Origin of the sequence: Streptomyces dysideae (assembly GCF_001514305.1) — a bacterium.
Classification (GTDB): domain Bacteria; phylum Actinomycetota; class Actinomycetes; order Streptomycetales; family Streptomycetaceae; genus Streptomyces; species Streptomyces dysideae.
In genome coordinates, this window is sequence record NZ_KQ949077.1 from 359086 (window position 1) to 378020 (window position 18935).

The 18935-nt window shown below is 71.3% G+C and carries 15 protein-coding genes, 1 pseudogene and 1 riboswitch; of the genes and pseudogenes, 10 read left to right on the forward strand and 6 right to left on the reverse strand.

Annotated features, from left to right (window positions below; genetic code table 11):
* Window positions 1-34 precede the first annotated feature (34 nt).
* Both AQJ91_RS08040 and AQJ91_RS08045 read left to right on the forward strand, forming a co-directional pair.
* A complete protein-coding gene (locus tag AQJ91_RS08040) occupies window positions 35-1390 on the forward strand; it encodes a decaprenylphosphoryl-beta-D-ribose oxidase (RefSeq protein ID WP_067017866.1) in 1356 nt (451 codons plus the stop codon).
* Window positions 1391-1426: 36 nt separating this feature from the next.
* Window positions 1427-2185 carry a decaprenylphospho-beta-D-erythro-pentofuranosid-2-ulose 2-reductase gene (locus tag AQJ91_RS08045; RefSeq protein ID WP_067017868.1) on the forward strand — a complete coding sequence of 253 codons (759 nt, stop codon included), beginning with the start codon at window positions 1427-1429 and terminating at the stop codon, window positions 2183-2185.
* 256 nt (window positions 2186-2441) lie between these two features.
* Here the strand turns inward: AQJ91_RS08045 and AQJ91_RS08050 are convergent, their stop codons facing one another.
* Window positions 2442-3020 (reverse strand): 2'-5' RNA ligase family protein, encoded by a 579-nt coding sequence (locus AQJ91_RS08050; protein ID WP_067017870.1) that lies wholly within the window; start codon window positions 3018-3020, stop codon window positions 2442-2444.
* 207 nt (window positions 3021-3227) lie between these two features.
* Window positions 3228-4241 (reverse strand): tryptophan--tRNA ligase, encoded by a 1014-nt coding sequence (gene trpS, locus AQJ91_RS08055; protein WP_067018068.1) that lies wholly within the window; start codon window positions 4239-4241, stop codon window positions 3228-3230.
* An 89-nt stretch (window positions 4242-4330) separates the two neighbouring features.
* On the opposite strand from trpS, the gene AQJ91_RS08060 reads away from it, so the two are divergent.
* Together AQJ91_RS08060 and AQJ91_RS08065 are read left to right on the forward strand one after the other, a co-directional pair.
* A complete protein-coding gene (locus AQJ91_RS08060) occupies window positions 4331-4933 on the forward strand; it encodes an RNA polymerase sigma factor (protein ID WP_199847873.1) in 603 nt (200 codons plus the stop codon).
* The gene (locus tag AQJ91_RS08065) at window positions 4926-5858 is read left to right on the forward strand and encodes a hypothetical protein (protein WP_067017874.1); all 933 of its coding nucleotides are present in this window, start codon (window positions 4926-4928) and stop codon (window positions 5856-5858) included. Before AQJ91_RS08060 ends, AQJ91_RS08065 begins: the two co-directional genes overlap by 8 nt.
* Before the next feature lie 297 nt (window positions 5859-6155).
* Here AQJ91_RS08065 and AQJ91_RS08070 read toward each other — a convergent pair whose 3' ends face one another.
* The gene (locus tag AQJ91_RS08070; protein WP_067017876.1) at window positions 6156-7604 is read right to left on the reverse strand and encodes a glycine hydroxymethyltransferase; all 1449 of its coding nucleotides are present in this window, start codon (window positions 7602-7604) and stop codon (window positions 6156-6158) included.
* A 31-nt stretch (window positions 7605-7635) separates the two neighbouring features.
* Window positions 7636-7732: riboswitch (ZMP/ZTP riboswitch) on the reverse strand.
* 92 nt (window positions 7733-7824) lie between these two features.
* On the opposite strand from AQJ91_RS08070, the gene rocD reads away from it, so the two are divergent.
* The gene (gene rocD / locus AQJ91_RS08075; RefSeq protein WP_067017878.1) at window positions 7825-9030 is read left to right on the forward strand and encodes an ornithine--oxo-acid transaminase; all 1206 of its coding nucleotides are present in this window, start codon (window positions 7825-7827) and stop codon (window positions 9028-9030) included.
* 16 nt (window positions 9031-9046) lie between these two features.
* On the opposite strand, the pseudogene AQJ91_RS08080 reads toward rocD, so the two are convergent.
* From AQJ91_RS08080 to AQJ91_RS08090, 3 genes and pseudogenes are all read right to left on the reverse strand, one after another.
* Window positions 9047-9990, reverse strand: a pseudogene (locus AQJ91_RS08080) (alpha/beta fold hydrolase).
* Window positions 9905-10261: a hypothetical protein gene (locus AQJ91_RS08085; protein ID WP_067017880.1), complete on the reverse strand. Its 357-nt coding sequence runs from the start codon at window positions 10259-10261 to the stop codon at window positions 9905-9907. The pseudogene AQJ91_RS08080 and the gene AQJ91_RS08085 overlap by 86 nt, the downstream one beginning before the upstream one ends.
* Window positions 10262-10430: 169 nt before the next feature.
* On the reverse strand, window positions 10431-11210 hold the full coding sequence (locus AQJ91_RS08090) for a DUF3050 domain-containing protein (protein ID WP_067017882.1): 780 nt from the start codon (window positions 11208-11210) through the stop codon (window positions 10431-10433).
* A gap of 195 nt (window positions 11211-11405) precedes the next feature.
* Here AQJ91_RS08090 and AQJ91_RS08095 point away from each other — a divergent pair, with 195 nt between their 5' ends.
* The 5 genes from AQJ91_RS08095 to AQJ91_RS08115 are packed head-to-tail and all read left to right on the forward strand — an operon-like array spanning window position 11406 to window position 18890.
* On the forward strand, window positions 11406-12020 hold the full coding sequence (locus AQJ91_RS08095) for an antibiotic biosynthesis monooxygenase (protein WP_407696829.1): 615 nt from the start codon (window positions 11406-11408) through the stop codon (window positions 12018-12020).
* Window positions 12021-12050: 30 nt separating this feature from the next.
* Complete coding sequence (gene pabB, locus AQJ91_RS08100) at window positions 12051-14414, forward strand: aminodeoxychorismate synthase (RefSeq protein ID WP_079084758.1); 2364 nt, start codon at window positions 12051-12053, stop codon at window positions 14412-14414.
* A complete protein-coding gene (locus AQJ91_RS08105; protein WP_079084759.1) occupies window positions 14411-16057 on the forward strand; it encodes an AMP-binding protein in 1647 nt (548 codons plus the stop codon). The genes pabB and AQJ91_RS08105 overlap by 4 nt, the downstream gene beginning before the upstream one ends.
* Window positions 16058-16080: 23 nt before the next feature.
* Window positions 16081-17646, forward strand: coding sequence for a class I adenylate-forming enzyme family protein (locus AQJ91_RS08110; RefSeq protein ID WP_067017886.1), 1566 nt, complete (start codon window positions 16081-16083; stop codon window positions 17644-17646).
* Window positions 17643-18890, forward strand: a complete 1248-nt coding sequence (locus AQJ91_RS08115) for an FAD-dependent oxidoreductase (protein WP_067017888.1) — start codon at window positions 17643-17645, stop codon at window positions 18888-18890. Before AQJ91_RS08110 ends, AQJ91_RS08115 begins: the two co-directional genes overlap by 4 nt.
* Window positions 18891-18935 lie beyond the last annotated feature (45 nt).

The following is an 18935-nucleotide window of genomic DNA, read 5'->3' on the forward strand; positions in this document are numbered from 1 at the left end:
TAATCGCCTATACACGGGCGATACGGTCGCCGACATGCCTGCCGACACCGTTTCCGTCACAGGATGGGGCCGCACCGCTCCCACCACCGCCCGTCTGATCCGCCCACGGACCTACGAGGAGGCCGCGGCCGCCGTCCGGGACTGCGGGGCCCGCGGCGGCATCCCCAGGGGCCTGGGGCGGGCGTACGGGGACGCGGCGCAGAACGCGGGCGGCACGGTGTTCGACATGACGGGCCTCGACCGCATCCACGCCATCGACGCCGACGGCGGCACCGTGCTGTGCGACGCGGGCGTCTCCCTGCACCGGCTGATGGAAGTGCTGCTGCCGCTGGGCTGGTTCGTGCCGGTGACGCCCGGCACCCGCTACGTCACGGTCGGCGGGGCGATCGGCGCCGACATCCACGGCAAGAACCACCACGTCTCCGGCTCCTTCTCCCGCCACGTCCTCTCGCTCGAACTGCTCACCGCCGACGGCGAGATCCGCACGGCCGGCCGCGGCACGCCCCTGTTCGACGCGACGACGGGCGGCATGGGCCTGACCGGCGTGATCCTCACGGCGACCGTCCAGCTCCAGCCGGTCGAGACCTCGCTCATGTCCGTCGACACGGAACGCGCGCGTGACCTCGACGACCTGATGGCCCGCCTGACCGCAACCGACGACCACTACCGCTACTCGGTCGCCTGGATCGACCTGCTGGCGCGCGGCGCGGCGACGGGGCGCGCCGTCCTGACCCGCGGCGACCACGCGCCGCTGGAGTCGCTGCGGGACGGCACGCGCGCGCGTAGGACCCCGCTCGCCTTCCGCCCCTCCCAGCTCCCGCCGGCGCCCGCCTTCCTCCCGGAGGGACTGCTGAGCCGCCGTACCGTGGGCTGGTTCAACGAACTCTGGTACCGCAAGGCACCACGCGCGCGTACCGGTGAACTCCAGAAGCTCTCCGCCTTCTTCCACCCCCTCGACGGCGTCCCCCACTGGAACCGCGTCTACGGCCGCGGCGGCTTCGTCCAGTACCAGTTCGTCGTCGGACACGGCCAGGAGGACGCCCTGCGCCGGATCGTGCGGCGCATCTCCGAGCACCGCTGCCCGTCCTTCCTGGCCGTCCTCAAACGCTTCGGGGACGCCGACCCGGGCTGGCTGTCCTTCCCCGTCCCCGGCTGGACGCTGGCCCTGGACATCCCGGCGAACCTCCCCGGTCTCGGCGCCTTCCTCGACGTACTGGACGAGGAGGTGGCGGCCGCCGGGGGGCGCGTGTACCTCGCCAAGGACTCCAGGCTGCGCCCCGAGCTGCTGGCGGCCATGTACCCGCGCCTGGACGACTTCCGCGCGCTGCGCGCGGAGCTGGACCCGCGCGGGGTGTTCAGGTCGGACCTGTCCCGCCGCCTCACCCTCTAGGCCTTCGAGGCCTCCAGGCAATCTCTAGGAGCTGTAGTGAAGGACGCCTTCGGTATCCCCCAGTCCCTGCTCGTCCTCGGCGGTACGTCCGAGATCGCGCTGGCCACCGCCCGCCGCCTGATCGCCCGCCGCACCCGCACGGTGTGGCTGGCGGGCCGCCCCTCCCCCACCCTGGAACGGTCCGCGGCCGACCTGCGCGCCCTGGGGGCCGACGTGCAGACCGTCGCCTTCGACGCGCTCGACCCCGAGTCCCACGAGACGGTGCTCGGCAAGGTCTTCGCGGAGGGCGACGTCGACATGGTGCTGCTCGCCTTCGGCATCCTCGGCGACCAGGCGCACGACGAACGCGATCCGGTGGCGGCCGTACGCGTCGCGCAGACCAACTACACGGGCGCCGTGTCGGCGGGTCTGATCGCCGCGCGCGCGTTGCAGACCCAGGGCCACGGCTCCCTGGTCGTCCTCTCCTCGGTCGCCGGCGAACGCGCCCGCCGCGCCAACTTCATCTACGGCTCCAGCAAGGCCGGCCTGGACACCTTCGCCCAGGGCCTCGGCGACGCCCTGCACGGCACCGGCGTCCACGTCATGGTCGTACGCCCCGGATTCGTACGCTCGAAGATGACCACCGGCCTGCCGGAGGCACCACTCGCGACGACCCCGGAAGCGGTCGCGACGGCGATCGAACTGGGCCTGCGCCGCCGCTCGGAGACGGTGTGGGTGCCCGGGGTACTCCGAGTGGTGATGTCGGCGCTGCGGCATGTGCCTCGGGGGGTGTTCCGGCGGCTGCCGGTCCAGTAGTGCTTCGTCAGGTTCTGGCCGGCGCATCACCATCACGTGACGTCGACGAAGTCGCCTACTGCCGTGGCCGGGCCGGTGGTGGCGGTGAAGAGGAAGCGGAAATAGCCATCGGTCGCAGCCTTGGTGGTGGTCGTCAGCGTGCCGTTGCTGACGCTGGCGATGGTCTTGAGGGTGGTGTAGGTGGTGCTGCCCTTCTTGCTACTCGGTCCATCGCCGCAGCCTGTTGTTCACATGATCCGCCGGACAGAACCTGGTGTTATGCGGTCGGCAGGGATCCGCGCTCCACATGCCCCGCCTGCGGCGGCACCACTGCGCCCCCGAAGGTGAACTCCCGGAGCTTGCGCCACACGCCGTCGGCGCCCTGTTCGTAGAGGGCGAAGCCGGTGCAGGGCCATTCGGCCGCGTAGTCGGCGAGGGCCTCGAAGGCGCGGTCCATCGACTCGTCGTCGATGCCGTGCGCGACGGTGACGTGCGGGTGGTAGGGGAACTGCAGTTCGCGGGCCACCGGCCCGGAGGCGTCGCGGACCTGCTTCTGCAGCCAGGTGCAGGACTCGGCGCCCTCGACGACCTGGACGAAGACGACCGGCGACAGGGGCCGGAAGGTGCCGGTGCCGGCCAGCCGCATCGGGAACGGGCGTCCGGCGGCCGCCACCTCGACGAGGTGCGCCTCGATCGCGGGCAGCAGCGCGGCCTCGACCTCCGTCGGCGGCAACAGCGTGACATGGGTGGGGATGCCGTGCGCAGCGGCGTCGCCGAAGCCCGCGCGCCGCTCCTGGAGCAGGCTGCCGTGAGGCTCCGGGACCGCGATCGACACGCCGATCGTTACGGTCCCCACGTCGTCTCCTGTCGTTCTGTTGGTTCGCTCGGTCGGTTCGGTCGGTTCGCTCTTCGGTGAGCGTTGGTGAGCAGGAGTGGCCGCTGGTGCGGCCACTCGGCTATCGACTCTACGGCCACAGTTGTGTTCCGGGCAGGCGCAACCGTAGTGATGTGCAGCGCTGTGCGGTGGTACGGCTCCGGGCCGGCTGTGTGCCGTGGTGCGTACTCAGTGCTTGGCGGGCAGGAAGCCCACCCTGTCGTACGCCTGGGAGAGCGTCTCCGCGGCGACGGCACGCGCCTTCTCCGCGCCTTTGGCCAGGATCGAGTCCAGCGTCTCCGGGTCGTCCAGATACTGCTGGGTGCGCTCCCGGAACGGCGTCACGAACTCGACCATGACCTCGGCGAGGTCCGTCTTGAGCGCACCGTAGCCCTTGCCCTCGTACTTCTGCTCCAGTTCCGCGACACCCGTACCCGTAAGGGTCGAGTAGATGGTGAGCAGGTTGCTGACACCCGGCTTGTTCTCAGCGTCGTAGCGGACGACCGTGTCGGTGTCGGTGACCGCGCTCTTGACCTTCTTGGCGGTGGCCTTGGGCTCGTCGAGGAGGTTGATGAGGCCCTTCGGCGTGGACGCCGACTTGCTCATCTTGATCGACGGGTCCTGCAGGTCGTAGATCTTCGCCGTCTCCCTGAGGATGTACGGCTTCGGGACGGTGAAGGTCTGGCCGAAGCGGCCGTTGAAGCGCTCGGCGAGGTCACGCGTCAGCTCGATGTGCTGGCGCTGGTCCTCGCCGACCGGGACCTCGTTGGCCTGGTAGAGCAGGATGTCCGCGACCTGGAGGACCGGGTACGTGAACAGGCCGACGGAGGCCCGGTCCGCGCCCTGCTTTGCGGACTTGTCCTTGAACTGGGTCATGCGGGACGCCTCGCCGAAGCCGGTGAGGCAGTTCATGACCCAGGCGAGCTGGGCGTGCTCGGGGACGTGGCTCTGGACGAAGAGCGTGCAGCGCTCCGGGTCGAGGCCGGCCGCGAGGAGCTGGGCGGCGGCCAGGCGGGTGTTGGAGCGCAGCTCCGCGGGGTCCTGCGGGACCGTGATCGCGTGCAGGTCGACGACCATGTAGAACGCGTCGTGGGTCTCCTGCAGGGCCACCCACTGACGGACGGCGCCGAGGTAGTTGCCGAGGTGGAACGAGCCTGCGGTGGGCTGGATTCCGGAGAGCACGCGGGGTCGGTCAGAGGCCATGCTCACCATTCTCTCAGGTCTCGGGGACCGGTCCGGAACTGGTCGGAAACAGATGGGAACCGATCCGTCTCCGGCGGTGTAACAAGAGTGTGAGGACGCGGGAGGGGGGCCGCATCGTCGATGAGGCCGCGGTGATCGCACGCGTACGCGCCGGAGAGCCGGAGGCGTACGCGGAGCTGGTGCGGGCCCATACGGGCATCGCCCTCAGGGCGGCCGCGGCGCTCGGGGCGGGTGCGGACGCGGAGGACGTGGTGCAGCAGGCGTTCGTCAAGGCGTACTGCGCGCTGGGCCGGTTCCAGGACGGCGCGGCGTTCAAGCCGTGGCTGATGTCGATCGTCGCCAATGAGACGAGGAACACAGTGCGTACGGCGGCACGCCAGCGCACGCTCGCCGGGCGTGAGGCGGCGTTCGCGGAGGCGGAGCCGCTGATACCGGATGCGGCGGACCCGGCGGTCGCGGCACTGAACATAGAGCGCCGGATCGCGCTGCAGTCCGCCCTGAAGAAGCTCAGCGAGGAGCATCGCCTGGTCGTCACCTACCGCTACCTCCTGGAACTGGACGAGGCGGAGACGGCCCAGGCACTGGGCTGGCCGCGGGGCACGGTGAAGTCCCGGCTGAATCGCGCGCTGCGGAAGCTGGGACGGTTGCTGCCGGATTTCCAGCCTCGGGAAGGAGGTGAGGAGTATGAGTGAGCAGCCGTACGGCGGTGACGGGAGCGCAGGGCGTCGGCGCGACGGAGCCTCCCGCCTGCCCGAGGAGCTGCGGGCGCTCGGTCGCTCGCTGGACGCGCCCGGCGCGGCGGACGGGGCCGAGACGATGGTCGAGCGGGTGCTGGGGCAGATACTCGCCGAGCAGGTAACACTCCCGGTCGCCGAGCCGCCGGGGATCCGTGAGCGGCTGCGGGTGGTACGGCGCTGGACGCGGAAGCGGTGGCGCTCACTGACCGCGGGGCTGTGCGGTCTGCTGACGGTGCTCGTGCTCACTCCTCCGGTGCGGGCGGCGGTCTTCGACTGGTTCGACTTCGGCGGGGCCGAGGTGCGCTACGACCCGTCGGCGGTTCCCTCGCCCGGCGCCGAGGTGCCCGACTGCGGCCGGTCGGTGTCGCTCGGCAAGGCCGAGCGGCGCGCCGGCTTCGAGCCGCTGGTGCCGGAGGCGCTCGGTATGCCGGGGGCGGTCGCGGTGAGCGCGGAGCCGCAGGGGCGGTTCCTGGTGAGCCTGTGCTGGCGTGAGGGCGGGCGCACGATCCGGCTGGACGAGCTCCGGGCGAGCCTGGACGTGGGCTTCGCCAAGGCGGTGCGCGAGCCGCCGGAGTGGATCTCGCTGGGCCCGGATGCCACCGGGGGCGGCGTGCCGGACCCGGCGCTCTGGTTTCCGCGTCCGCATCTGCTGAGCCTTTGGCTGGTGGCCCCGGACGGCGAGCGCTACACCCGCGAGGAGCGGACGGCGGGGCCGACGCTGCTGTGGACGCATGGTTCCGGCGGTGAGGACGTGACGCTGCGGCTGGAGGGGGTGGCGTCGAAGGAGCGGGCGGTGGAGATCGCGAAGTCGCTTGGGGTGCCGTCCGAGGTGTTCTCCGAGAAGCCGTCCGCGAAGTCGTCCTCGAGTTTCTCCGAATAGTCGCGCCGGGGCGTCGTTCGGCTTGGGGGTTCGGATGCGAAGGTGTCGGCTGAGGAAAAGAAACAGGAGCCGTGAACTGACGGCGCTGACGGGGGCGTTGGTGGCGGCGCCGAGAGCCCAAGCTGGTAGCCATCGCCGCCGAGCCAGGGCGAACGATCAGAAGCCACCCTTGTAGGCCCTCGGAGAGCTTCGGCCGAGAGCCATCGGTCGCGAGCCCTTCGCCGAGGTCCCTCGATCGAGGGACCTCGGCGAAGGGCGTCGGCGAAGGGCGTCCACGAGCCTCGTCGGTCGTGGGGTTCAGCCCAGGTCGATCTCCGGGTACAGCGGGAAGCCCGAGACCAGGTCGGTGGCGCGGCGGGAGATCTCGTCCGCGATCTTCGGGTCCAGGACGTGCTGGGCCTTGGACGGGGCACCCTTGCTGGTGGTGCCGGGCTCCGTGGTGGTGAGGACACGGTCGATGAGGGCGGCGACCTCGTCCATCTCGCCGGTGCCCAGGCCACGGGTGGTCAGGGCGGGGGTGCCGATGCGGATGCCGGAGGTGTACCAGGCGCCGTTGGGGTCGGCGGGGATGGCGTTGCGGTTGGTGACGATGCCCGAGTCGAGGAGGGCGGCCTCGGCCTGGCGGCCGGTGAGGCCGTAGGAGGAGGCGACGTCGATCAGGTTGAGGTGGTTGTCCGTGCCGCCGGTGACGAGGGTGGCGCCGCGGCGCATCAGGCCGTCGGCGAGGGCGCGGGAGTTGTCGACGATGCGCTGCGCGTAGTCCTGGAAGGAGGGCTGACGGGCCTCCGCGAGGGCGACGGCCTTGGCGGCCATGACGTGCGGGAGCGGGCCGCCGAGCACCATCGGGCAGCCGCGGTCGACCTGGTCCTTGAGGGAGTCGTCGCACAGGACCATGCCGCCGCGCGGACCGCGCAGCGACTTGTGGGTGGTGGTGGTGACGATCTGGGCGTGCGGGACCGGGTCGAAGTCGCCGGTGAGGACCTTGCCGGCGACGAGACCGGCGAAGTGCGCCATGTCGACCATGAGCGTGGCGCCGACCTCGTCGGCGATCTCGCGCATGATGCGGAAGTTCACGAGACGGGGGTAGGCGGAATAGCCGGCGACGATGATGAGCGGCTTGAACTCGCGGGCCGACACGCGCAGCGCGTCGTAGTCGATCAGGCCCGTGGCGGGGTCGGTGCCGTAGGAGCGCTGGTCGAACATCTTGCCGGAGATGTTCGGACGGAAGCCGTGGGTGAGGTGGCCGCCGGCGTCCAGGGACATGCCGAGCATGCGCTGGTTGCCGAAGGCCTGGCGGAGTTCGGCCCAGTCGGCCTCGGAGAGGTCGTTGACCTGGCGGACGCCGGCCTTCTCCAGGGCGGGGGCCTCGACGCGGGCGGCGAGGACGGACCAGAAGGCGACGAGGTTGGCGTCGATGCCGGAATGCGGCTGAACGTAGGCGTGGCGGGCGCCGAAGAGCTCCTTGGCGTGTTCGGCGGCGAGGGACTCGACGGTGTCGACGTTGCGGCAGCCGGCGTAGAAGCGGCGGCCGATGGTGCCCTCGGCGTACTTGTCGCTGAACCAGTTGCCCATCGCGAGGAGGGTGGCCGGGGAGGCGTAGTTCTCGGAGGCGATCAGCTTGAGCATCTCGCGCTGGTCGGCGACCTCCTGGCCGATGGCGTCGGCCACGCGCGGCTCGACGGCACGGATCACGTCGAGGGCGGCACGGAAGGCGGTGGACTCGGGGGAAAGGGGCTCGGCGGACATGGGGACCTCCGGACGTCGTGTGCAGCGTTCACGGTACGGCCCAGGCGCACGGCACTCGGTCTGGACAGGGTCCAGGGGCCGCTCCCCGATGGTTGGTCCATCCCAGCGCGCCAGTCACGGCCCGTCGATCAGCCTACCGGGCGAGTCGGAGCGCAGGGCTCCCGCGTCCACCATGCGAGCGACGATAGGAAGGAGGCCACCGTCACCTCTAGGAGATCTCGTGACTGCTACGGAGACACTGATCGCCGCGGCCGACGCGCACAGCGCGCACACCTATCACCCGCTGCCCGTGGTCGTCGCCAGCGCCGACGGCGCCTGGATGACGGATGTGGAAGGGCGCCGCTATCTGGATCTGCTGGCCGGGTACTCGGCGCTCAACTTCGGGCACTGCAACCGGCGGATCATCGAGGCGGCGAAGGCGCAGCTGGAGCGGGTGACGTTGACGTCGCGGGCGTTCCATCACGTCAAGTTCGGGGCGTTCTGCGAGCAGTTGGCGGAGCTGTGCGGCATGGAGACGGTGCTGCCGATGAACACCGGCTCGGAGGCGGTGGAGACGGCGGTGAAGACGGCCCGGAAGTGGGGGTACCGGGTCAAGGGCGTGCCGGCCGAGAGGGCGAAGATCGTGGTCGCGGGGAACAACTTCCACGGCCGTACGACGACGATCATCAGCTTCTCCACCGACCCGGAGGCGCGGGCGGACTTCGGGCCGTACACGCCGGGCTTCGAGATCGTGCCGTACGGGGATCTGACGGCGATGCGTTCGGCGCTGACGGAGAACACGGTCGCCGTGCTGCTGGAGCCGATCCAGGGCGAGGCGGGGGTGCTGGTGCCGCCGGCGGGTTATCTGCCGGCGGTGCGGGAGCTGGCGCGGGAGCGGAACGTGCTGTTCGTCGCGGACGAGATCCAGTCGGGGCTGGGGCGGACGGGGCGGACGTTCGCGTGCGAGCACGAAGGGGTCGTGCCGGACATGTACGTGCTCGGGAAGGCCCTCGGGGGTGGGGTGGTGCCGGTGTCGGCGGTGGTGTCGTCGGCGGAGGTGCTCGGGGTGTTCCGGCCCGGGGAGCACGGGTCGACGTTCGGCGGGAATCCGCTGGCCTGTGCGGTGGCGCTGGAGGTGATCGCGATGCTGCGGACGGGCGAGTTCCAGGCGCGGGCGGCGGAGCTGGGCGCGCATCTGCACCGGGAGCTGACCGGTCTGACCGGCACGGGCCGGGTGACGGCGGTGCGGGGACGCGGGCTGTGGGCGGGGGTGGACATCGCCCCGCGTTACGGGACGGGGCGGGAGGTGTCCGAGAAGCTGATGGACCGGGGTGTGCTGGTGAAGGACACCCATGGCGCGACGATCCGGATCGCGCCGCCGCTGGTGATCGGGAAGGAGGACCTGGACTGGGGGCTGGCGCAGTTGCGGGGTGTGCTCGGGGTCTGAGACGGCCGCCTGGGCTTCAGGGCGTGGCGGTGTGGTCGAGGATCGCGGTGGCCAGCGGCTTGTGGACCTCCGGTGGGAGAGCGTGGCCCATTCCCGGGATCTCGACCAGGCGGGCGCCCTGGATCACCTGGGCCAGGTGCTGGGGGTGCGGGAGGGGGTAGACGGGCTCGGCCGGGGCGGAGATGACGAGGCTGGGGATCGTGGTGCGGGCGAGTTGCTCGGTGCGGTCCATGGCGGAGACGTCGGCGCGGGCGTGCGCGGTGCCGGGTGTGCGCGGTGCCGGGTGTGCGCGGTGCCGGGTGTGTGGTGGCCGGTGTGCTCGATGATCCGCCGCTCTTGGGCGCGGATGTGGTCGGCGTCGAAGGGGAGCCGGTCGCCGGAGAGGAGGCGCCAGTGTTCGGTCCGCCGGTCCAGTTCGGCCTCCAGGGCCTCGGCTTCCGACTCCAGGTCCTCGTCCGTCGGCGGGCGCGACCACGGCTCGATGATGCGGGGGTCGACGCCGGGGAGTTCCTCGGGTGGGGTGCGGGTGCCGTCGGGGTGGACGTAGGGGGTGGTGCTGAGGGCGCCGGTGCCGATCAGGGTGGCGGTGAGCAGGCGGTCGGGGTGGTCGGCGATGAGGAGTTGGGTGAGCATGCCGCCCAGTGACATGCCGATGACGTGGGCGCGGGCGACACCGAGGGCGTCCAGGACCGCGACGGCGTCGTCCGCGAGGGCGGTGAGCGGGTAGGGCCGCTCGTCGAAGGCCCAGGTGGAGCGGCCGGTGTCGCGGTGGTCGTAGCGGATCACGCGGTGGTGGGCGGCGAGGAGGTCGACGAGTTCGTCCGGCCAGCCGAGGCCGGGGGCCTGGGCGCCCATGCGGGGCGGTTCCTTCGGCTCAGCCGCCGCTGCTGCCGGAGCCCGAGCAGCCGAAGCCGCCGCGGTCCACGGCCTCGCTGCGGCTGAAGGTGCCGCGGTCGGCATGGCCGCCGTCGACGTCGGCGTCGTAGTACCAGGCCGCGTCGGTACTGCCGCCGGACTTCTTGCGGCCCTTGCTGTAGGCGGAGCCCGAGGTGGTGGAGCCGGACTTGCAGTTCTTGTCGGCGACGACCTTGTAGCCCTCGTAGGTGTAACTGTCGCGGTCGACGCAGCGGCGGTCGGGTTCCGAGCCGCAGGAGGTGAGGGCCGCGGCTATGACGCCCATGCCGCCGAGTACGACCGTGCTCGAGCGCAGTCTGCGTCGCGTTTCCGCCATGCGTGTCTCCCCCGATGATTTCCGACGTTCCCGGTGTCCCCGGTGTTCCTGTGTGTCGCTGGTGTTCCTGTGTGTCGCCGGTGTTCCGGTGTGTCGCCGGTGTTCCGGTTGTTGTCCCGCGGACAGCCTGGAGATCGGGGGGAGTGCTACGGCTCGGGGGGCCTTCCCGTCAGGTCATGGCCTGTGTGATGCCGTCCCACAGCCGGGCCCTGGCTTCCAGGGCGAGGGTCGCCGTCTGCACGGCCTCCTGCCAGCGCGTGTCGTCCGTACCGCAGAGGTCGGCCACCATCTGCATGGCCATCGGGGTGTGCTCCTCGCCGTCGACCTCGATGTGGCGGGCCAGGTAGTCGCAGAAGAGCGGGAACCGGTCGGTGCCCTCCTCCTTGATCACCTGGTCGAACATGTCCGGGATGAGATCCTCCCGGGAGAAGGCGAAGGCGGCGGCCCGGCAGTGCAGGGGTCGGTCGGCGATGATGCCGAAGGTCGTGCGCACGAACTCGGCCGCGGGAGCGGGAACCTGGGCGGCGTGCAGCGCCGCCGGCACGTCGTGGCCCTCCGCGAGCAGTGCCAGGAACGTGTCGATCCGGGTCGTCTCGGCGTCCGCCTCCGTCATGCCCGCGCGGTACAGCTCGAAGTGGCTGGTGAAGCCGCCGTTCAGCTCGTCGCTCTCCTCGACCAGCACGATGTCGTTGATCAGCCGTCGGCTCACCTCGGAGCCGCGCGGCACCCAGGGGACGTCCACGCACGTCAGGTCCCGCTGCAGGGACTTGAGAAGTGACATGAAGTCCCACACCGCGAACACATGGTGCTCCATGAACGTCGCCATGTGCGCGCGGCTGCTGATCCGCTGGTAAATCGGATGAGCGGTGACCTCCTTACGCATGGGTTCGATCGCGGCACGGGCCCGGTCGATTTCCTCGTGGGACATGCTCCAGTCGTATCGGGACATGGTTCTCCTTCGCTTTTCCGGACGTACGGGGCGGCAATCTTCAGTCATTTACAGATCGGTCGGCAAGCGCTTGAAGGAATCCCGTAAGGGTTACGTAATACTTACCGTTGGTAGCCTTCGACAGGAGGCGGCAAGGCTCCCGAAAGGGCAACAAAGAGATACGTTCCGGACAGTCGAAAAATCTTCGTCGAATCTTTGAACGCGGGGACTTCCTTTCCCGTACTCGTCGGCGTGACCAGTAATCCCGTCACCGTCACCGTGGCCTTTCACGTGGTGCCGGGCCGTGAGGCCGACTTTCATTCCTGGGGGTGGGCGCTGCTGGGCGCGAGCGCTCAGCAGCCGGGGTTTCTCGGGGGTGGCGTCCTTGTCGACGGAGAGGCGGAGTGGCATGTGGTCTATCGCTTCGCCAGCGAGGGCGCGGCCCTGGCCTGGGAGAACTCGAGCACTCGGGCACAACTGGACACCCGGGCGGCACAGCTCGCCCAGGAGACGGGGCGCCGACGGGTACGGGGTTCCAAGGCATGGTTCGAGGCGCAGACCCCCACCCCGGCCACGCCGGCCCCGCCGTCGAAATGGAAGCTGTGGTTCGTGAATATGAGCGCGGTGTTCCCGCCGGTGCTCCTGTTCAATGTGACCGTGCTCCCCTATCTCGACAGCCTGAATGCGCTCATCCGCACGCTGCTGTTGTGCCTGAGCGTAACAGCCCTTGTCACCTGGATTCTCATGCCGCGCCTTCAGCGTTTCTTCCGGAAGTGGCTGTATCCACCGCTCCAGGCGCTCCGCGGACGACACAAACGACGCACCGCGTAGGCCCGAGAACGATCAAAGGAAGGTGGGCGGATGAAGACCCTGCTCATCGACAATTACGACTCGTACACGTACAACCTGTTCCAGCTGATCGCCGAGGTCAACGGCGAGGAGCCGCTGGTGATCCGCAATGACGCCCCCGTCGACGGTGTTCCGGATCTTGCGGAATTCGACAACGTGGTGGTGTCGCCGGGTCCCGGACACCCGGGTGAGTCCCGCGACTTCGGCATCAGCGCCCGGGTGCTCGCCGAGTCCTCCCTTCCCGTCCTCGGCGTCTGCCTGGGCCACCAGGGGATCGCGCTCGGGGAGGGGGGCCGGGTGGCGTCCGCCCCGCACCCCCGGCACGGGCATCTGACCTCGGTCCGGCACGACGGACAGGACCTTTTCCAGGGGCTGCCGCAGAACTTCACCGCGGTCCGCTACCACTCGCTGTCCGTGCGCGAGCCGCTGCCCGAGACCCTGGAGGCCACCGCCTGGGCGGAGGACGGCGTCCTGATGGGGCTGCGGCACCGCGCCCGGCCGCTGTGGGGCGTGCAGTTCCACCCGGAGTCCGTGCTCACCGAGTACGGCCACCGCATGCTCGTGAACTTCCGCAACCTCACGGCCGAGCGGGCCCGCAAGCCCCGTACGAAGAACACCGCGGTGCCGCCGTCGGACGCGGTCGTCCCGCGCGGCGAGGCCTCCCCGGCCGTCCCGCGGCCCGCGGCCGGCTCGTCCCACGCGGTCGTTCCCCGCCCCCGGCGCTCCGGCCGGCCGGCCACCTACCGGCTGCACACCCGCCGGATCGCCGGAACGGTCGACGCGGAGGCCGCGTTCACCCGGATGTACGCCACCTCTCCGCGCGCGTTCTGGCTGGACAGCGCCCTGGTCGAGGAGGGGCGGTCCCGCTTCTCCTTCCTGGGTGACGACAGCGGCCCGCTCGCCGAGTTCGTGCGGTACGACGTCGATACCGGCCGCTGCGAGATCGAGCGGGCCGGACGGCCCCCGCGCCAGGTCCGGGCGAGCGTCTTCGACTACCTCAAGCGGCAGCTGACCAGTCGACACGTGGATGCCACGGGGCTGCCCTTCGACTTCACCGGCGGCTACGTCGGCTACTTCGGCTACGAGATGAAGGCCGACTGCGGCTCACCCAACCGCCACCGGGCCAAGACGCCGGACGCCTGCTGGCTGTTCGCCGACCGGCTGATCGCGGTGGACCACCAGGAGGGCTTCACCTACGCCGTCTGTGTGGCGGAGGACACCCCGCAGGCCGCGCGGGAGGCCACCGACTGGCTGGAGAGCGCGCTGGCCCAGCTCACCTTCGTATGCGACGAGAGCGACCAACTGGCCCTGCCCGTACGGGCCGAGGCCGACCTTCATGCCGTCGAACCATGGCTGGCCCGTGACCGGGCGACGTATCTGGCGGACATCGAGGCCTGCCAGCAGCAGTTGCGGGCGGGCACGAGTTACGAGATCTGCCTCACCAACGCCGCCCGGTTACCCGCCCCGACCGACGCGTACGGCTTCTACCGGGTGCTGCGCCGCGTCAACCCGGCGCCGTACGCGGCCTTCCTGAGGTTCGGGGACCTCGACGTGGCCGGCTCCTCCCCCGAGCGTTTCCTGCGGGTCACCCGGGACGGCGTCGCCGAGGCCAAGCCGATCAAGGGCACCGCGCCGCGCGGGAACGGGGCGGCGGAGGACGTCCGGCTGCGGGACGCGCTGGTGGCGGACGCCAAGACGCGGGCCGAGAACCTGATGATCGTCGACCTGCTCCGCAACGACCTGGGGCGGGTCTGCCGGACCGGTTCGGTGCGCGTCACCAGGCTCATGGCCACCGAGACGTACGCGACCGTGCACCAGCTCGTCTCCACCGTCGAGGGCCGGCTGCGTGCGGGCACGGACGCGGTGGACTGCGTCCGCGCCTGCTTCCCGGGCGGGTCGATGACCGGCGCGCCGAAGCTGCGCACCATGGAGATCATCGACTCACTGGAGACCGAGGCCCGCGGCGTCTATTCCGGCGCCCTCGGCTACCTGGGGTGCAGCGGTGGCGCGGACCTCAGCATCGTCATCCGTACGGCCGTCATCGGGGACGCTCTGATGCGGATGGGCGCCGGCGGCGCGATCGTCCTCGACTCCGATCCGGAGGCGGAGTACGACGAGATGCTGCTGAAGACCGCGGCCCAGATGCGGGCCCTGCGGGAGCATGCCGCGGCGAGGACGGGGCCGGCCCCGGAGGCGGGGCCGCTTCCGACACGGGTGGGGGCGCCCATGGATGTGGCGGCTGCCCCGGCACGCCGGGAGGCCGAGGCCGTCCAAGTGAGAGCCACCGACAACCACCGGACCCCCACCCCCGCACCCACCGGCCCGCACCGCAACCCCAGCGGCAGCGCGGTCGCCGTGGAGGAGGTGGCCCGATGACGATCCCGCAGTCCGCGACGGCCCCGTGTTCTTCCGCTGCCCGGGGTCCGGTATCGGCCCCGCACACCACCGCCTCCCCACCACTCACACCGGCCCCGGCCGCCCAGCCCGACGCCACTCACCGCCCCGCTCCGCCCCCGGCCGACGCGGCCGCCACCGGCAATCTCGCGGCCCATCTCGCCGACCTCGCCGAGCGGCGCCGGTGGGCCGAGCGGCCCGCCTTCCACCAGGGCCACCGGGCGTGGACCCACGGCGAGGTGCACGACCTCGCCGCCCGGGCGGCCACCGTGCTCGCCGACCATGGTGTGGGCCCGGGCGACCGGGTGCTGCTCGCGTTGCCCGACGGGCTCGCCTGGGTGACGGCCTTCCTCGCGGCCGCCCGCCTCGGTGCCGTCGCCGTCCTGGTCAACCCCGAACTTCCCGCCGCCGACCACACGTTCATGGCCGAGGACACCGATGCCGTGCTGTGCCTCACGGGACCGGGCCTCGACGAGCGGCCGGGCCGTTTCGGCGGTCGGGCGTGCCTGGGCGCCGACCAGTTCGTCGCGCTCACCCCGACCGCCCGGCCGGCCACCGCTCACCCGGTCGACGCGCACACGCCCCTGTACATCCAGTACACCTCCGGCACCACGGGCCGTCCCAAGGGCGTCGTGCACGTCCACGGCGATCCGAAGACGTACCACGACCTCATCGGCCGGCGGCTGCTGCGGATCACCCAGGACGACGTCACTCTCTCGGTGTCCAAGCTGTACTTCGCCTACGGCTTCGGCAACGCCTTCGTCTTCCCGCTCTTCTCCGGCTCCTCCGCCGTACTGACCGACCGGCGTCCGACCCCGGCCGCGGTCGACGAGCTGGTCGCCCGGCACCGGGTGACCCTGCTCTACTCCGTGCCCTCCGCGTACGCCGCCCTGGTGACCGACCGGGGCAGCGGGCACGCGGCCTGCTTCGCCTCGGTGCGGGCCGCGGTGTCGGCCGGCGAGGGCATGCCGGACGGGCTGGGGAGGCGGGTCACCGAGCTGCTCGGGGCGCCGGTACTGGAGCAGATCGGCTCCACCGAGGCCGGCCACGCGTTCTGCGCCAACAGCTTCCGGCACAACCACCCGGGCACCGTCGGCCGTCCCGTCCCCGGCTTCGAGGTGGAGCTGCGCGACCGTGCCGGACGGCCGGTTCCGGACGGGGCGGAGGGCGAACTGTGGGTGCGCGGGCCGACGTTGACGTCCGGTTACCTGAACCGGCCCGAGGAGACGGAGCGCACGCTGGTCGGCGGCTGGCTGGCCACCCGTGACCGGGCGTGCCGTGAACCGGACGGCAGCTACCGGCACCTGGGCCGTGCCGACGACATGGAGATGGTCGGCGGCATCACCGTCTCCCCGCTGGAGGTGGAGGCCGTTCTGCGGACCCACCCGGCGGTGAAGGAGGTCGCGGTCGCGGCCGTCACCGACGGTCACGGCGCCGGCCGGCTGCGCGCCTTCGTCGTGCCCGCCACTCCGGTACCGGCCGGCCTGGAGACCGGCCTCATCCGGCTGGCCAGGGAGCACCTCGCGGCCTTCAAGGTCCCCAGGAGCGTCAGTCTCGTGTCGTCCCTGCCCCGCACCCCGACCGGCAAGCTCCGCCGCCACCTGGTCCGCCAAGGCGCCTGGTGACCGTGTCAGAGAGGAACTGTCACATGCCACAGCACCAACTGCTCGCCGACCGCGGCTTCTATCTGGGGCCCCTGTTCCGGCAGGCGGCGGACCGGCACGGAGCCGTCTTCGTCACCCTGGACCGGCCGTTGGACGTCCGCCCCGACCTCGGAACCGATCTCAGCTACCCGGTGCTGGCCGACGTGGTCGAGGAGTTGTCCGGCCGGCTGTGGGAGGCCGGGGTACGGCCCTCGGAGCAGGTGGTCGTGCACAAGACGGACAACGTCGACATCGTGCTGCTGACCTGTGCCGTCTCCCGCATCGGTGCCGTCCCCGTGCTGCTGTCGCCCGCCCTGGCCGGTCCCGTGGTCGGGCAGTTGCTCGAACGGCTCCAGCGGCCCTGGCTGATCACCGACGGGGCCAAGCTGGACGGGCCTCTGAAGGACGTCGGGATATCGGGGCTCGTACGGCAGACGCTCTCCGTGGACGACTCCCCCGCGGCCGTCCCCCTGGAGAAGTTCGCGGCCGCCGAACCGCCCGCCCCGGTACGGCTGCACCCCCGCGAGCCCTCCCTCATCACCCACAGCTCGGGCACCACCGGTGTCCCCAAGCTCGCCGTGCACTGCCCGAACTCGATGTGGAACCGGCTCGTACCGCAGCAGGCGATGGGCTGGCCCACCCGCGGCGAGACCGCGGCACTGCACATGTCCTTCGTGCACTCGCGCTTCTACCATCTGCTCGGCGTCCTGCTGCACTTCGGCAGCCCACTGGTGCTGATCACCGACCCGGACCCGGCCACGGTGGGACCGCTGCTGGTCCGGCACCGCCCCGGCATCGTCGAGACGCACCCCAACACCTTCGTGCTCTGGGAGGAACTGGCCGACGCGCCCGGCGCCCCGCTGTCCCGGGTCCGCTCCTACGGCTCCACGTTCGACGCGATCCATCCGCGCACCGTACGGCGGCTGCTGGACGCGTCGAAGCGTCGCTCGCCCTGGCTGCTCCAGCTGTACGGGCAGAGCGAGACGGGCCCGGTCGCGTTCCAGTGGTTCACCCGGCGCAGCGCCGCCCGCGCGGACGGCCGCCGGGTCGGGACCGGGATACCGGGCTTCACGCGCGTCCGGGTCACCGATCCCGAGGGCAGGCGGGTCGCGCCCGGCGCGCCCGGCCGGATCGAGGCCCGCACCAGGGGCCGTATCCTCACCTACCTGGGCATGCGGGAGCGCTACGACCATCAACTCCACGACGGTTGGTGGGAGATGGGCGACATGGGGTACCGCAGCCGCCTGGGCGCGCTGTATCTGATCGACCGGGAGATCGACCGGATCGACTCGGTGCACAGCAACCTGGAGGTCGAGGACACGCTGATGTCCCGACTGGAGGAGCTGCGCGAGGTCGTCATCGTGCCCGGCGTGGACGGTGAGCCGGTTCCGGTGGTGTGCGTGCGGGGCGAGCGGCCGCTGGACCCGGAGCGCTGGCGGGAGGCCACGGCGGATCTGCCGGCGATGGCCGAGCCCCGGCAGTGGCGGTTCGAGGAGCTGCCGATGACGGCCACGTGGAAGGTGAAGCGAGTGGAGATCACCCGCATGCTGACCGAGAGCACCCGCGCGTGAACCCGGACATCGGCCGGGAGCGCCCGGTCATCGTGGTGGGCGCCGGCCCCGTGGGACTGTCGGCGGCGCTCGGGCTGCGGGCGCGCGGGCTGGACGTCGTGCTGCTGGAAGCGGACCCTGAGGACCGCGAACGGCCGGGCAGCCGGGCCCTGTTCGTGCACCGGGAGACCCTCGGCCTGCTCGACGGGATGCTGCCGGGGCTGGCCGCCGAGATCACGTCGTACGGGCGGACCTGGCAGACGAAACGCACCCTGTACCGGGGCCGTGAGGTGTACTCCCGCACCTTCCCGCCGCCCTCCGGCCGCCCGCCCTTCACCAGCCTGCGTCAGGTGGACACCGAGCGCTTCCTGCGCGCGGCCTGCGAGCGGGCCGGGGTGGACTTCGTGTGGGACACCCGCGTCACCGGCGTGCGGACCACGGAGTCCGGGGTGTCACTGACCACCGAGGGCGGACGGGAGTGGACCGGCGCGTACGCGATCGCCGCCGACGGCGCACGCTCCACGGTCCGGCGCGAGTTGGGCATCGCCATGGAGGGCAGCCACGGCGAGGGCTTCCATGTCGTCGTCGACGTGGCCGACGTCCCGGGCGCCGAGCTGCCGTTGGAGCGGGTCTTCCACTACGAGCACCCCGGGGTCGGCGGGCGCAGTGTGATGCGGGTGCCGTTCACCGGGGGCTTCCAGGTCGACCTCCAGTGCAGGGACGACGACATGGAGGAGGAGTACGGCACGGAGGAGGCCGTACGGCGGTGGCTGCCGGCGGTCGTCGGCGACGGGTACGCGGAACGGATCCTGTGGGTGTCGACGTACCGCTTCCTGCGCAAGGTCGCGGCGTCGTTCACCGATCCGCACCGCCGTGTGCTGCTGGTCGGTGAGGCGGCGCATCTCTTCCCGCCGTTCGGGGCGCGCGGCATGAACAGCGGCATCGCCGACGCGGCAGCGGCGGCAGATGCAGTCGCGGCAGCGGCGGCAGATGCAGTCGCGACGGCGGCCGCGGCGGCCATCGCCCGGGGGACGGAGGGGGCGGTCGCGGAGTTCGCGGACGTCCGGCGCACTGCGGGCCTGTTCAACAGCACCGCGGCCGGCACCGCGCTGGACCACCTGCGGCCCCGGCGCCGGATCGTCCGCGTCAAGCAGCGCGCGGCGGCGGCGCTGGCGCCGGTGCTGCCGTGGTGCGGGGCGTGGCTGGAGCACGCGCCGTACGGGCCCCGGCACGGGGCGCCCGCGGTCGCGGGCCGCAAGTACTGAGCAGACATCGAGTACCGAGGAGGAGCGATTGTCGACACGACCGGC

Coding starts and splice junctions, on each gene's coding strand:
- AQJ91_RS08040 (WP_067017866.1), top strand. CDS start 35: ATGCCTGCCGACACCGTTTCCGTCACAGGATGGGGCCGCACCGCTCCC.
- trpS (WP_067018068.1), bottom strand. CDS start 4,241: ATGGCCTCTGACCGACCCCGCGTGCTCTCCGGAATCCAGCCCACCGCA.
- AQJ91_RS08065 (WP_067017874.1), top strand. CDS start 4,926: ATGAGTGAGCAGCCGTACGGCGGTGACGGGAGCGCAGGGCGTCGGCGC.
- AQJ91_RS08070 (WP_067017876.1), bottom strand. CDS start 7,604: ATGTCCGCCGAGCCCCTTTCCCCCGAGTCCACCGCCTTCCGTGCCGCC.
- AQJ91_RS08085 (WP_067017880.1), bottom strand. CDS start 10,261: ATGGCGGAAACGCGACGCAGACTGCGCTCGAGCACGGTCGTACTCGGC.
- AQJ91_RS08090 (WP_067017882.1), bottom strand. CDS start 11,210: ATGTCCCGATACGACTGGAGCATGTCCCACGAGGAAATCGACCGGGCC.
- pabB (WP_079084758.1), top strand. CDS start 12,051: ATGAAGACCCTGCTCATCGACAATTACGACTCGTACACGTACAACCTG.
- AQJ91_RS08105 (WP_079084759.1), top strand. CDS start 14,411: ATGACGATCCCGCAGTCCGCGACGGCCCCGTGTTCTTCCGCTGCCCGG.
- AQJ91_RS08110 (WP_067017886.1), top strand. CDS start 16,081: ATGCCACAGCACCAACTGCTCGCCGACCGCGGCTTCTATCTGGGGCCC.